This window comes from Streptomyces sp. NPDC059247 (assembly GCF_042754005.1).
GTDB lineage: Bacteria > Actinomycetota > Actinomycetes > Streptomycetales > Streptomycetaceae > Streptomyces.
This window is the reverse complement of the sequence record NZ_JBHYZW010000009.1, coordinates 21,694-35,682: the sequence shown is the minus strand read 5'-3', so window position 1 is coordinate 35,682 and position 13,989 is coordinate 21,694. Positions and strand designations below refer to the sequence as shown.

Below are 13,989 nucleotides of genomic sequence, written 5' to 3'. Positions count from 1 at the left end.
CGCCCCGCTGGCCAAGACTCCTCGCGGCACCCGGAAACACCCCCGACCCCGGGTCCGCGAGGAGTTCGAACGATGACGTCGAGGTCCACACCCTTCGGCAGAGGCAGGGCCGCCCTGCTCGCCGCGGGCGTCTCCCTCGTGATGCTCTCGGCCGGGCAGACCGCCGCCGCCGGGACCACCGCCCCCTCCGTACCGGACACCTTCAAGAGGGCGGCGGCGAGCAGCGCCACCGTCACCCTCGTCACCGGCGACCGCGTCACCCTCACCGAACTCGGCGACGGGCGGCGGACCGTCACCGTCGACCGGGCCGAGGGCGCCACCGGCGCGATACGCAGCCGGATCACGGACGGCCGGGTCACCGTCGTCCCCGACGAGGCCCGCCCCTACCTGGCCTCCGGAGCGCTCGACCCGCGCCTCTTCGACGTGACCGGTCTCGTCGAGCAGGGCGTGACGGGCGATCTGCCGCTGATCGTCACCTACGGCAGGGGCGCCCGCGCCGCCGCCCCGCGCGGCACCGAGACCGTCCGCCCGCTGCCCAGCGTCGGCGGCGCCGCCGTCACCGTCACCGACCCCGCCGCCTTCTGGGACGCCTTCACCGCCACCGGGGCGGCCCGGACCGCCGCCGCCCCCGGCAAGGTGTGGCTGGACGGCCGGGTCGAGGCCGCCATGGCCGACTCCAACGCCCAGATCGGCACCCCGAGGGCCTGGGAGGCAGGGCTCACCGGCAAGGGCGTCAAGGTCGCCGTCCTCGACACCGGCGCCGACCTCACCCACCCCGACCTGGCCGGCCGGGTCGCCGAGTCGCGGTCCTTCATCGAGGGCCAGGAGGTCGCCGACCGCGACGGGCACGGCACCCACGTCACGTCCACCGTCGGCGGCAGCGGCGCCGCCTCCGACGGCAAGGAGAAGGGCGTCGCCCCCGGCGCCGTCCTCGCCGTCGGCAAGGTCCTCAGCGACGAGGGCTCCGGCTCGGAGTCCCAGATCATCGCGGGCATGGAGTGGGCCGCGAAGGACATCGACGCGAAGATCGTCTCGATGAGCCTCGGCTCCCGGGAGCCCAGCGACGGCACCGACCCGATGGCCCGGGCCGTCAACACCCTCAGCGCCGAGACCGGCGCCCTCTTCGTGATCGCCGCGGGGAACTCCGGCGCGCCCGGCTCCATCGGCTCGCCGGGCGCCGCCGACTCCGCGCTGACCGTCGGCGCCGTCGACTCCGCCGACGAGGCCGCGTACTTCACCAGCCAGGGCCCCCGCTACGGCGACCAGGCCCTCAAGCCCGATCTGTCGGCGCCCGGCGTCGGCATCCTCGCGGCCCGCTCCCAGCTCGCCCCCGGCGACGGCCTCTACACCGCCATGAGCGGGACGTCGATGGCCACCCCGCACATCGCGGGCGTCGCCGCCCTGCTCGCCGAGCGGCACCCCGACTGGACCGGCGCCCGCCTCAAGGACGCGCTGATGTCCTCCTCGAAGACCCTCGACGCCTCCCCGTACGCGCTCGGCGCCGGACGCGTCGACGTGCCCGCCGCGATCTCCGCGCGGCTCACCGCGACCGGCTCCGCCGACCTCGGCTTCGTCTCCTGGCCGTACGAGCGGAACGAGCCGGTCACCCGGACCGTCACCTACGCCAACTCCGGTGACAGCGCCGTCCGGCTGGACCTCGCCGTGGAGGGAATGCCCGCCGGGACCGCCACCCTCGCCGACACCACCCTCACCGTCCCCGCCGGGGGCACCGCGAGCACCACCGTCACCGGTGACGGGACGAAGGCACCGGTCGGCCGGTCGACCGGCCGGATCACCGCCGCCGCGGACGGCACACCGGTCGCGCACACGGCCCTCGGCCTCGTCAAGGAGGAGGAGCGCCACACCCTGACCGTCCACGTGAAGGACCGCGACGGCGCCCCCGCCGCCGCCTCCCTCACCGTCCAGCAGCTCACCGAGGGCGTCGACCCCTTCCCCGCCCAGGTCGACGGGTCCGGCACCCTGAAACTGAGGCTCAAGCCCGGCACGTACGCCGTCGACACCTTCCTCGACGTACGCGGCTCCCACGGCGCGGACTCCCTCGGCCTCGGCTTCCTCACCGACCCGGAGATCAGCCTCGACCGCGATCGCGAGATCACCCTCGACGGGCGGGGGCTGCGCGAGATCCGCGCCGAGGTCGGCCGCCGCACCGAGACCCGGCAGCTCCTCATGGAGTTCGACCGGAAGGCGAACGGCGCCGCGTACGGCGGAGCCGTCCAGGTCCCGGCCACCTACGACTCGGTCTTCGCCGCGCCCACCCGCAGGCCCGCCACCGGCACCTTCGAGTACCGGACCGTCTGGCGCCTCGGCAAGCCGCTCCTGGAGACGGGCGTCGACGGCGCCCGGCTCTCCGACACCACCCCGCAGGCCGGAACCGCCCTCCTCGAAGGCGACCACCGCCTCGGACTCGTCGACGCGGGCACCGGCACCCCCGCCGAGTACACCGGCAGGAACGTCACCGGCAAGGCCGTCCTCGTCCGCCTCACCGGCGGCGCCGACCCGGTACGGCTCGCCCAGACCGCGCAGGACGCGGGCGCCAGGGCCCTGTTCGTCACCGACGACCGGCCCGGCCGCCTCATGAGGTGGTTCGGCACCGACGGCTACCAGGAGCGCCCGCTGTCCGTCGCCACCGTCGCCGCCGCCGACGCCCGGCGGCTCGCCGAGGCGGCGGCCCGGGGAAAGCGCGTCGAACTCACCGGCACCCGCTTCACCCCGTACACCTACGACCTCTCCGAGGGGCACCCCGGCGCCATCGGGAAGGACCTCGTCTTCCGGCCCGGCCGTGACGAACTGGCCACCGTCGACTCCACGTTCCACATGCCGACCAAGCGGAAGGAACTGGGCGGCGAGTTCCGCTACTCGATCACCGACGCCTTCCCGATCGGCTTCGGATTCAAGGAGTACGTCTCCTTCCCGGCCCGCCGCACCGAGTACGTCTCCACCGGCACCGGCCAGCGCTGGCACGAGTCCGTCGACCTCGGCGACTCCCTCGAACAGCGCGGCGGCACCCCGTCCTACCGGGGCGGCAGCCGGGTGGACCTCGACTGGTTCGGCCCCGTCTGGCACCCCTGGCTGGGCACCGGCCTCGGCTGGGGCCAGGAGCGCACCGGCAACGACCTGCGGTTCAACACCCCCGGCTGGGGCGACTCCGGCACCGACCACACCGGCTTCGGCGACGTGTGGGGCGACGACACCATGAGCCAGTACACCGAGGTGTACGTCGACGGCGTCCGCGTCGACCGCAGGATGAGCTCCGGCGCCTACGCGTGGGACGCGCCCGCAGGAGAGGCCACGTACAAGGTGGTCACCGACACCAAGCTCGACCCGGAGCGCTGGCGGCTCGCCACCCAGGGCCGCGGTGAATGGACCTTCCGGTCCGCCGAGACCCCGCAGGGCCGCACCACCCGGCTGCCGATGCTCAACCTCGGCTTCGACGTCGACACCGACCTGAACGGGGACGTCCGCGCCGGACGGACCCTCCCCGTCGGGATCTTCGCCGAGTACGTGGAGGGCGCCACCGGCACCGGCGCCATCGCCACCGGCACCCTGGAGGTCTCCTACGACGAGGGCACGACCTGGCGGAAGGTCACCCTCGAGAAGTCCCGGCACGGCGCCGCCTGGAACGGCGAACTGCGCGTACCGTCCGGCGCCGCCTCCGTCTCGCTGCGGGCCGGGGCCCGCGACGACCGGGGCGGCTCGGTGAAGCAGGAACTGATCCGCGCGGTCGGCGTGAGGTAGCGCCCCCGCGCACCGCGCACGTCCGCCGCTCACCGGGTCCGGGCCCCTCCGTCGTGCCGGAGGGGCCCGGACCTCTCCGGAGGGGCCCGGACCTCTCCGGCGAGGAGCGGAAGGCGGGCGGCGGGCGGCGGGCGGTGGTCCGGGGGGCGTGGCGGGCTCAACCCGCCCCGGGAAGCGCCTTCTTGAGGATCTTGCCCATGTCGTTGCGGGGGAGCGCGTCGAGGTGGCGCACCACCCGGGGCCGCTTGTGCGGGGCCAGCGCCTCCGCCACATGGGCGGCGAGTTCCGCGTCCGTCGGCGGGTTCCCGGGGTCCACCGGAACCACCCAGGCCACGATCCGCTCGCCCAGGTCCGGGTCGGGCTCGCCGGTGACGGCGGCCTCCAGGACCCCGGGGTGGTCGAGCAGCGCGTTCTCGATCTCCCCCGCCCCGATCTTGTAGCCGCCGCTCTTGATCAGGTCGGTCGCCCTCCGGCCCACCAGCCGCACCGCGCCGTCCGGGTCCCGTACCGCCATGTCGCCGGTGCGGAACCAGTCGCCGTCGAAGGCCGCCGCCGTCGCCTCCGGCCGCCCGAGGTACCCGGAGAACAGGTTCGGGCCGCGCACCTGCACCTCGCCGACGGTCTCCCCGTCGTACGCCCCGAGCACCGACCCGTCGTCGTCGACGAGCCGCAGCCCCACGCCCGCGAGCGGCACCCCGACCGTCCCCGGGCGCGGCCCGCCGCCCGGCAGGACGCTGGTGTTCATCAGCGTCTCCGTCATCCCGTACCGCTCCACGACGGTCCGGCCCGTCGCCGCCGTGATCCGCTCGTGGTCGTGGACCGGCAGCGCCGCCGACCCGGACACCAGCAGCCGGGCCCCCGCCAGCGCCCCGGTCAGCGCCGGGTCCCCGGCGAGCGCGTCCGCGAGCCGGTGGTACATGGTCGGTACGCCGAACAGCATCGTGCCGCCCCCGGCGCCCAGTTCCCGGGTCACGCCCTCGACGGAGAACGCGCCCAGGTGCCGCAGCTCACCGCCGCGCCGCAGCGGACCGAGCACCCCGAGGACGAGACCGTGGACGTGGAACAGCGGCAGCGCGTGCACGAGGACGTCGTCGGCCGTCCAGGACCAGGCCCCGGCGAGGGCGTCGAGGGACGCGGCGACGGCCCGGCGGGACAGCAGCACGCCCTTCGGGGGGCCGGTGGTGCCCGAGGTGTAGACGACGAGGGCGGGGGCCTCGGGATCGTCCGGCCCGTCGGGCAGCGGAACGGGACCGGACCCGGCACCGGCGGACGTGAGGTCCACATCGGTCCGGGGGACCCCGTCGAGCCCGGCGGGCAGGACGTCGTCGGGCCCGGCCAGTACGGCGGAGGGCGCGCTGTCCCCGAGGACGTGCGCCAGCTCCCGCTCACCGGTGCGCGGATTGAGCGGTACGGCGGGCACGCCCGCGAGCAGGGCCGCGACCACGGCGACCACGGTGTGCGCCCCGGGGGTCGCCCAGACCGCGACCCGGTCCGCTCCCGCGATCCGGTCCGCCAGGGCCCTGGCGGCCCGCGCGAGGTCCCCGTACGTCAGGGTGTCCGCGCCGCAGCGCACGGCGATCCGGCCGGGATCGGCTCCGGCCGTCAGGGCAGGGAAGAACGCACTCACCGCTCGTACTCCTCGGTTCGTCGAGGGCGAAGGTCGCCGGAAGGCATTCTGCCGGGAGGCGGGTCGCGGAGCGGGCGGGGCGGGCGGGGCGGGCCGCCGTTCGACGGGGCGGTCGGGGCGGCTGGGATGACTGGGGTGGCTGGGGTGGCAGAGGTGGCTGGGGCGACAGGGGCACGGTGGGCGTCTACCCGGGGCTACCCGGCCCCGCTCGGTGTGCCCGCCGGTGTCTTCGGCGCGGGTGGCCGCTCCTCGCCCTCCGGGCGGATCCCGCGCATCCGCCCGTACGCGTACACGCAGCCCGCGAGCGCCAGGTCGGACAGGAGCATGAAGCCGATCGAGTACGAGCCCTTGGCGCTGTAGATCGCGCCCATCACCAGGGGCGGCAGGAAGCCGCCCAGCCCGCCCATCGCGCCCACGATGCCCGTCACCGAGCCGACCTTGGCCTGCGGGGTGACCTGGGAGACCAGGGCGAAGACGGAACCGCTCGCGGTGCCGAGACCGGCCGCCATGACGAGCAGGGCGACCGTGCCGCCCGGGTCCAGCGGCGGGTCGAAGGCCTGGACGATGGCGAGCAGCGCGACCGTGCCGAGCGCGGCGGCCGTCACGAGCGCCGGGTGGACCCGGTCCGAGAGCCAGCCGCCGATCGGCCGGAAGACCACGGTGACCAGCGCGAACCCGGCGGCCTTGGTGCCCGCGTCCGTCGGGTCCAGCTCGTACCAGGTCTTCAGGTACGTCGGCAGGTAGACGCCGAAGGCGACGATCCCGCCGAAGCCGATCGCGTACAGCGCCGACAGCTCCCACGTCACCCGCAGCCGCCCGGCCGCGCCGAGCCTGCTCGCCAGGGACGCGGTGGGCACCGGCCGGCCGGGCCGGTCCGTGATGAGGAACGCGGCGAGCACGGCGTACACCGCGAGCGCGACCGCCACCACCACGAACGGCAGGTTCTCGCCGTGCTTCGCGATCCTGGGCGTGAAGTAGCCGGAGAGCGCCACACCGCCCATGCCCATGCCGAACACCCCGAGCGCCAGCCCCCGCTTGGCGGGCGGGAACCAGGAGTTGACCAGCGGAACGCCGATGGCGAACGTGGTGCCGCCGAGCCCCAGGAGGAAGCCGACGACCAGCATCAGGCCGTAGCTGTCCTTGACCACGATCAACAGCAGCACGGGCACGATCGTCAGCGCCGACACCAGCGGGAACATCACCTTGGCGCCGTACCGGTCGGTCAGCGCGCCCGCCGGGACCCGGCCGAGCGAGCCGACGAGGACGGGCACCGCCACGAGCAGCGACTGCTCGAAGGAGCTGAGCGCGAGCCGGTCGCCGTACCAGCTCGCCAGCGGCGCGATCAGGTCCCACGCCCAGAAGGTCAGCGCGAAGCCGACGGTGGCCATCACCAGATTGCGGTAGGCCGCGGCGGTCGGCGGCGCGGTGTCGGTGTCCACGCGTCCAGTCAAGGCCGGGGGAGGGGCCGGGGCGCGCGGGGCTGCTCCGTAGGGGTGAGCACGGACGGCACGGGTCCTCGGCGCCGCTGCCTCCGGCGACGGGCCTCCGGTGTCGCTGCCTCCAGCGGCGGGCTTCCGGCGGCGGGCCTCCAGCGACGGACCTCCGGCGGCGGGCTTGCGGCGGGTGGCGGGGTCGCGCCCGGCGGGCGAGAGCGCCGCTACGGCCTACGGCCAGGCCACCGTCGTCGGCGGTGCGCCGTCGTCCGTGACCCGCAGCCGGGCGCCCACCGCGCCCCCCGCGCCCACCGAGACCTCGACCGTGATCGCGCCGACCCCGGGCCGCCGGTGCGCCGAGGCGAGCGCCCCGCGCAGCGCCGCCAGGATCTCTCCCGCGTCCGCCTCCCCGACGAGGGTGTCCACGGCGCCGGAGAAGTGCACCGAAGGCTGGAACCCGAGCAGGGCGGAGGCCCCGCCGGTCTCCCGCAGCACCTTCCCCCGGAAGGACGTCGGCGCGTCGGCGGGCGGCTGCTGGAGCGCGAAGATGGTCGTACGGACCTCCTGGATCGTCGAGTCCAGTTCGTCCACCGCCCGCCCGAGGAGCGCGTCGTCCTCGGCGGAACCGGCCGCCCGCCGCCGGGTCGACTCCAGCATCATCTCGGTGGCGAACAGCCGCTGCACCACCAGATCGTGCAGGTCGCGCGCGATCCGGTCCCGGTCCTCGAACACCGCGAGCCGCTCCCGGTCCTGCCGCGCCCCCGCGAGGACCAGGGCGAGCGCCGCCTGCGAGGCGAACTGCGAGGCGAGCAGCCGCTCCACCGCCGAGTAGGGCGGTCCGCCGCGCCGCCGGGGGAGGGCGAGGGTGCCGATGAGCCGCCCGCCGCTCCGCAGCGGCAGCATCATCGACGGGCCGAACCGGGACCGTACGCGGGTGGTCATCCGGGGATCGGTCGCCGAGTCCTCGATGAAGACGGGCTCCCCGCCCAGGAGTTGGACCAGGACGGGCGAACCGGGCTCGATGGTGGTGCCGACCAGGTCGCCCGGGTCGTCCGTGGTGGACGCGGCCACGATCTCCATACCGCCCTCGGGGGTGGGCTGGAGGACCACCCCGGCGGAGGCGCCGGACAGGACACGGGCCTGTTCGGCGACGGCCGTCAGCGCGTTCTCGGCGGACTGGCCGGTCAGCAGGGCCGTGGTCACCGCAGCGGCGCCCTCGATCCAGCGTTCCCGCTGCCGGGCCGTCTCGTACAGGCGCGCGTTGCCGATGGCGATGCCCGCCTGCGAGGCCAGGACCCGCAGCAGCGCGAGGTCCTCCTCGGTGAAGCCGCCGTTCCGCTTCTCGGTGAGGTACAGGTTCCCGAAGACCTCGCTGTGCACCCGGACCGGGACGCCGAGGAAGGACCGCATCTCCGGGTGCCCCTCGGGGACGCCGGAGGAGCGGGGGTCGGCCGTCAGATCGTCCAGGCGCAGCGGCCGGGGGTCCCGGACCAGGGCGCCGAGGAGCCCGGTGCGACCGTCGGGGAGGCGGCCGATACGGCTCCGCTGCTCGTCGGTCATGCCGGAGGTGAAGAGTCCGGTCAGCCGGGGGCCCTCCGGGTCGACCACCCCGAGGGCGCCGTAACGGGCCCCGGTCAGCTCGGTGGCGGAGTCCACGAGGTGCTGGAGCGTGGTGCGCAGTTCGAGGTCCGTGCCGACGCCGAGGACGGCTTCGAGCAGCGCGGGCAGACGGGAGGAGCCGGCGTCGGCGACGCCGTCCCGGGGGACTCCGGGTACGGCTTCCCGGGGCGCTCCGGGTACGGATTCCCTGGGCGCGGCTGCTCCGGGCGCGGCGTCTCGTGGCGCGGTGGCCGACGCCGTGTCGCGTGCCGTGTCCGTGGTTCCTCCGGGTGCGGGCGGGGCAGCCGGACCGGCCTCGGCGGCCGTGGGCTCTTCCGTCGGCGTCGGCGTCGGCACTGGCGTCGCCGTCGACGTGCCGGTGTCCCCCTCCGGGGGCGCGTCCGCGTCCGTGTCCTCGTCCGTGATCGTCATGATCCCATTGTCGTGCGGATGGTGAGCTTTCGCCTGGAGTGTCCGGGAGGCTCGGGAGGGCCCGGGAGGGGGGGCTGGGAGGCTCCGGGGGAGGCCGCGGGCGGCCCGACGGGCGGGCCCGCGCCGGGAGTTCAGTCGTCGTCGGCCAGCGGGTCGCGCTCCGCCAGCGGGTCGAGGATCATCGGCTGGACCTTGCCCTCCAGCATCGCGCCGAGTCCCAGGACCGCGCACACGTCCGGCCGTTCGGCGATGTGCACCGGCATCCCGGTCGCCTCGCGCAGCATCTGGTCGAGCCCCGGCAGCAGGGCGCTGCCGCCGACCATCATGATCCCCCGGTCCGCGAGATCGGCCACCAGGTCAGGCGGGCAGTCCCGCAGCACCTTCCCGATGCCGTCGAGGACCGCCGTCAGCGGGGTGTGGATGGCCTCCCGCACGGCGGCGGTGTCGACCGTCACCGACCGGGCCAGGCCCGTGGCGACGTCCCGCCCGTGGATCTCGGTCCACGCCGGGCCCTGCGGGGTCAGTCCGTTGCCGCTGAGGGCCAGCTGGAGCGGCCGTACCGACTGGCTGGGCAGCATCAGCTCGTGGTGGTGGCGCAGGTGCTGGATGATCGCGTGGTCGATGGCGTCACCGCCGACCGGCATCCGCTCCGCCGTCACGATCGCGCCGAGCGAGAGGACCGCGACCTGCGTCGTCGCCGCCCCGCACACCAGGATCATGGTGGCGGTCGGCTGCTCGACCGGCAGCCCGCAGCCCACCGCCGCCGCGATCAGCGTGTCCACCAGCTCCACCCGGCGCGCCCCGAGCCCGACGAGGGTCTCGACGGCGGCGCGCTGCGCCAGCGGGTCGCTGTCGTGCGGGGTGCAGGCGGCGGCCCGCAGCCGGGGCTTGCGGCGCAGCTGACGGCGGAGCTTCTCGCCGAGGAGGTGGCGGAGCATCCGCTGCGCCATCTCGATGTCGACGACCGTGCCGCCGGAGACCGGGCGGACGACCCGGATGTAGTCGGGGGTGCGGCCGGTCATCTTCTCGGCGAGCGCGCCGACGGCGATGAGCGCTCCGGTACGGGTGTTGACGGCGGCGACGCTCGGCTCGTCGACGACGAGTCCGACGCCCTTGACGAAGACCCGGGTGCGGGCGGCACCCAGGTCGACGGCGACATGGCAACGACGCAGCTGCTCAAGGCTGACGGTCACGACGGTTCCTCCGGAGTGCGGTGCTGGCACGGGCGAGGTGATGCGCGGTCCTTGTTGGCATCGTCCGGCGGTCCGGCGCGCGGCGCGCGCTGGGATGAGCCGCCCGGGGCGTCGGGGGCGAGGGGCACCGAAGCGAGAGAATCACGACGCACCGCCGCCGACCTGCGATTTCCTCACAGAATCCGCACGCCGCTTCCTCCCTTCGGGCGTACGGCCCGACATGGCCCGCGGCCCCATGGACCACTGCCACCCGTACCGACACCACCTCGACGACCCCCGCGCCCGTACCGCGCGCGGGCCCCCGGCCGAGCAACTGCGCCACGAGAAACCCCACATACCCGGCCCCGGGACGGCCCGGTCCGCCCCGCCGCCCCGGCGGACCTCCCGGGCACGGCGGAGCCGACACGGCCCGACTGCGAGCACGTCTACGAACTGGACGCCGTCGGGCCGCCGCGCCGTCCGGCCGCGCACGGGGGCCCGGGTCCGGGGACGGAGCGAGCCGTCCGCCGCTGAGTGCTCCGAGGGAACGTCGGCGACGACGGCCCCTCCGGAGCGCTCCCCGGCATCCCCGGAGCCTGAGGAGCCCGCGCCCCCGCCGACACCGCCCCCACCCCGACCCGCACCCCTTTCCTGTGGTGGTGCGGGCAAGGGAACAGCAGAGGTCCCCGGCATCCACGGATGCCGGGGACCCCTGCCGTCATAGGTGTTCAGGGACTGCTACGGGTCTCCGCTGCCCTTCTGCGGACAGGGGCTGTCGAATCAGCTCAGGTCCTGGAAACCGCTCCAGCCGCCCGTGCCCACCATGCGACCCGAACCCAGCGAGTTCGGGTAGAAGTGCAGGGTGCCGTCGCCCGTCGTGGACCAGATGTCCGGGGTGCCGTCGCCGTTGGCGTCGGGCACCGCCGTGAACAGCGGCCGGTTGGCCGGGGTCCAGCCGGTACCGATGACGGAGGACGTGGAACCGGTCCCGAGACCCTCACCGTTCGGCCCGCTGCCCGGGTAGAAGCGGAGTTCGCCCGTGGCGTTGTTCCGGGCGAACAGGTCGACGCGGCCGTTCTTGTCGTGGTCGCCCGGGGCCGCCAGGGTGTAGTTGGCCCAGCCGCCGGTACCGACGAGGACGGGAGCCCGGTTGTCCAGGTAGTGGTTGGCCGCCCCGAAGTACAGCCAGAGCAGGTTGCCCTCCTTGACCAGGAGGTCCGGGTGTCCCGGTACATCGACCGTGCCGTCGCCGTTCGTGTCCAGTGGCCCGTCCACGTCGCCGACGGCGAGGATCTCCGAGGCGTTGGCCCAGTGGTTGTTGTTGTCGTTGTCGAACACCTTGAGTTCGATCTTGTCGTACTGGCAGGACTTGGAGGCGCCGTCGGCCTGCTCGTCACGTGCGGAGCAGGCGTGACCGAAGCCGTTGTTGGGGCGGACCGTCAGCGTCTTCCCGTCGCTTCCGGCGTCGAGCGAGAGGAGGTCCTCGTACCCGTCCTGGGTCCAGTCGCCCCGCCGGGTGATGGCGGCACCGCTGAAGTCCTCGTCGGACGCCACGACGGCGGGTGCCACCGTTCCCACGCCGCTACCGCCGTAGAACCACAGCTCGCCGTCGGCGCGCACGCCGTAGAAGTCGGCGATCCCGTCCCCGTTGAGGTCACCCAGCTTGTCGGGAACACCGGTTCCGTTGGCGTAGAACGTGTAGCGCGTGGTGTCCGAGATGTTGCCGCCCGCGTCCACGGCGCGGACGCTCAGGGTGTGCCTGCCTGCGCTGGGGGGAGTGAGGCTGATGTCGGAGATGGCCCCGCCGCCGGCTGGCCTGGTGCGGACAGTGGGGTCCCAGTCGGTCCAGTACTCGAACCTCGACACCGACTCGGCCGCCTGGTTCTGCATACGGAACTTGCCTTCGGAGCGAGCCATCCCGGTGGTCTCGGGCCAGCCCTCCGTGCCGTCGGGGAAAAGCTCGGATTTCACAGACGGCGGTGTACTGGGCTTGCTGGAGTCGAACTTGAAAATGCAGGTGGGGCTCCAGGCGCTGACGAGTTCGCCGTCCTCCGCCCGTGCGTGCCAGGAGAAGCTGCCCGAGCCGTTCTTGCCCACGTCGTCGAGGAGCTTCTTCAGGGTCTCCTTGAGAATCGGCAGCTTCGCCCCCTTGCCCGAGGGGACGTCGACCACCTGGTTGACCTCATTGGTGGGACCGCCGTACCCGGTGGGCCAGAGGCCGAACCGCGCCTTGACCAACCCCTTGTCCGGGTCGGAGAAGGTGCCCGAGAGGGTGAGGTCGGTGTAGCCGATCGTCGGAATGCCCCAGACGCCCATCCCCGAAGTGCAGGCGTCGGTGCTGGTGTCCGGAGAACTCCCCAGGTTCGTCGGCGCGTTCGGGTACGTGTTGTACTCCGTGGAGAGCGCCGCCGTCCCCACGTCGAACTTCTTCCACCCGTAGACGTCGGTCTCACTGGTGGCCCGTAGCCCGAGGGTGATGTTGTTCCACTTCTTCGTCGCCGCCTCGGTCGCGGCGGAGGTGACGTCGAAGGCGAGGTTGCCCGCCGGGCAGCCCGAGCCCCAGCCGAGGGACTCGTTCCGCTGGTCCAGCTTCCGGGCCCACATGGTGCTGTTGTTCTGGCTGTTCCAGGTCGTTGATGTGGAGATTCCCCCGGTGAGCCAGAGTTCGACCGGCCTGTTCTCGCAGGACCAGGACCAGGTGTTCTTGATCCTGAAGGTCGAGGTCTTGATCTTCTTCCGGGTGTTCCAGAGGTTGTTGGAGTCCATGCGGAAGAAGGAGCGGCCCAGACCGTCGGTGATGTTCTCGTACCCCACACGGGCCTCGCTGGTGCCCGTGCTCCCGTTCGGGTTCCGCCACCCTGCGCCGTTGAAGTACGCCGTGCCGGGCGTGGCCTTGTAGGCCAGGGCCCATGCCTCGCGGGCCCCGGGGGCCGCGAAGGTCGGGTCGATGAACACCGGGTAGGTGGTGTTCCGGCCGGTGAGCAGCGGCTGGTCGGGGGCCAGGGTGAGCGAGCCCTTGTCGAGGGAGACACCCAGGTCGGCGGCCTTGGCACCTGGGCCGGGTTCGAAGGCGTCGGTCGGGGGCGCCGGTGTTCCGGCGGTGGAGAACGACCTGGCGGCTGCTGCCGGGGCGGAACTGTCCCACATGCGGGGAGTGGGGGCGACGAAGACCTCCTGGCCCGCCGGGTCGACGGCGGTCAGGTTGCCGTGGGTGTCGGCGGAGACTCTGAGTCCGTCCGTGGCCATGGCGAACCGGACGCTCTCGAGCGCCGGATTCGCGGCGGCCTCGGGCGTCTTGACGACCAGGAGCTGACCGAACCCGTTGTCGCCCGCGCGCAGCACGAGGTCGACCCCGGGCAGCACCTCGGGGTAGGTGGCGGTGTCGCCGTCCGTCCGGGGCTTCGGCAGTTCATTCGGCCAAGTGAGCGAAAGCTTTCGGCCATCGCGAAGGATGCTCACGGCAGGTCCGGAACCGCCTCCGGAGAACGAGAGGCCGACGGTGGTGGCCTTCGGGGCGATCCGCCCCTCCGGGGTGGAGGACAGTTCCGTGTCGATGGGAACGAGCTTGTTGTCCTGCCGGGTCCAGCGCGGTAGCGCGTACTGCTCGCGCGTGAAGCTGCCCGACGGGTTGGCGAAGAGCTGCGACGTCTCGGTGCGGTCGGCCAGCACCTCGACGGGCCGTCCGGTCTCCTTGGCCTTCCTGCTGGCCTCCTCGTCGGGTGTCGGTGCAGGTGAGGCGGTTCTTTCAGCGACTGTCGCCGCGTCTGACCCCGGCCCCCCGGCCGGGCTCGAAGCTGACGCTTGAGGCATGAGCGTGGTGCCGAGCGCGGCGGCGGCGACGACGGCCACGACGGCGGTGGCGGATCTTCCGGATCTCTTTCTGATGGTCCGATTCCTCATGTGGTCCCCTCCCAGGATTCGGTCGATCTGCACAGTAGATCGTTTTTGGTCAACATGCAGTTTTGTATCT

Annotated in this window: 6 protein-coding genes; 1 reads left to right on the top strand and 5 read right to left on the bottom strand. The window is 73.5% G+C overall.

Translation table 11 applies throughout. From position 1 onward, the window contains the following. The first annotated feature begins 72 nt into the window (after positions 1 to 72). Complete coding sequence (locus ACFXGN_RS18125) at positions 73 to 3,756, top strand: S8 family serine peptidase (RefSeq protein ID WP_384859877.1); 3,684 nt, start codon at positions 73 to 75, stop codon at positions 3,754 to 3,756. Between the two features lie 157 nt (positions 3,757 to 3,913). On the opposite strand, the gene ACFXGN_RS18120 is transcribed toward ACFXGN_RS18125, so the two are convergent. The 5 genes from ACFXGN_RS18120 to ACFXGN_RS18100 all read right to left on the bottom strand — a co-directional run bounded on the left by ACFXGN_RS18120 (position 3,914) and on the right by ACFXGN_RS18100 (position 13,919). Continuing rightward, a complete protein-coding gene (locus ACFXGN_RS18120; protein WP_384859874.1) occupies positions 3,914 to 5,383 on the bottom strand; it encodes an acyl-CoA synthetase in 1,470 nt (489 codons plus the stop codon). Between the two features lie 194 nt (positions 5,384 to 5,577). Beyond that, positions 5,578 to 6,771 (bottom strand): MFS transporter, encoded by a 1,194-nt coding sequence (locus ACFXGN_RS18115; RefSeq protein ID WP_384860376.1) that lies wholly within the window; start codon positions 6,769 to 6,771, stop codon positions 5,578 to 5,580. Between the two features lie 276 nt (positions 6,772 to 7,047). Continuing rightward, positions 7,048 to 8,847 carry a GAF domain-containing protein gene (locus tag ACFXGN_RS18110; RefSeq protein ID WP_384859871.1) on the bottom strand — a complete coding sequence of 600 codons (1,800 nt, stop codon included), beginning with the start codon at positions 8,845 to 8,847 and terminating at the stop codon, positions 7,048 to 7,050. Positions 8,848 to 8,978: 131 nt separating this feature from the next. Next, positions 8,979 to 10,040: a rod shape-determining protein gene (locus ACFXGN_RS18105; protein WP_384859868.1), complete on the bottom strand. Its 1,062-nt coding sequence runs from the start codon at positions 10,038 to 10,040 to the stop codon at positions 8,979 to 8,981. Positions 10,041 to 10,799: 759 nt separating this feature from the next. Continuing rightward, positions 10,800 to 13,919: a VCBS repeat-containing protein gene (locus ACFXGN_RS18100; RefSeq protein ID WP_384859865.1), complete on the bottom strand. Its 3,120-nt coding sequence runs from the start codon at positions 13,917 to 13,919 to the stop codon at positions 10,800 to 10,802. Positions 13,920 to 13,989 lie beyond the last annotated feature (70 nt).

Excerpts from the sequence above, each read along its gene's own strand:
- ACFXGN_RS18115 (WP_384860376.1), bottom strand. The coding sequence starts at position 6,771 with ATGGCCACCGTCGGCTTCGCGCTGACCTTCTGGGCGTGGGACCTGATC.
- ACFXGN_RS18125 (WP_384859877.1), top strand. The coding sequence starts at position 73 with ATGACGTCGAGGTCCACACCCTTCGGCAGAGGCAGGGCCGCCCTGCTC.
- ACFXGN_RS18100 (WP_384859865.1), bottom strand. The coding sequence starts at position 13,919 with ATGAGGAATCGGACCATCAGAAAGAGATCCGGAAGATCCGCCACCGCC.
- ACFXGN_RS18110 (WP_384859871.1), bottom strand. The coding sequence starts at position 8,847 with ATGACGATCACGGACGAGGACACGGACGCGGACGCGCCCCCGGAGGGG.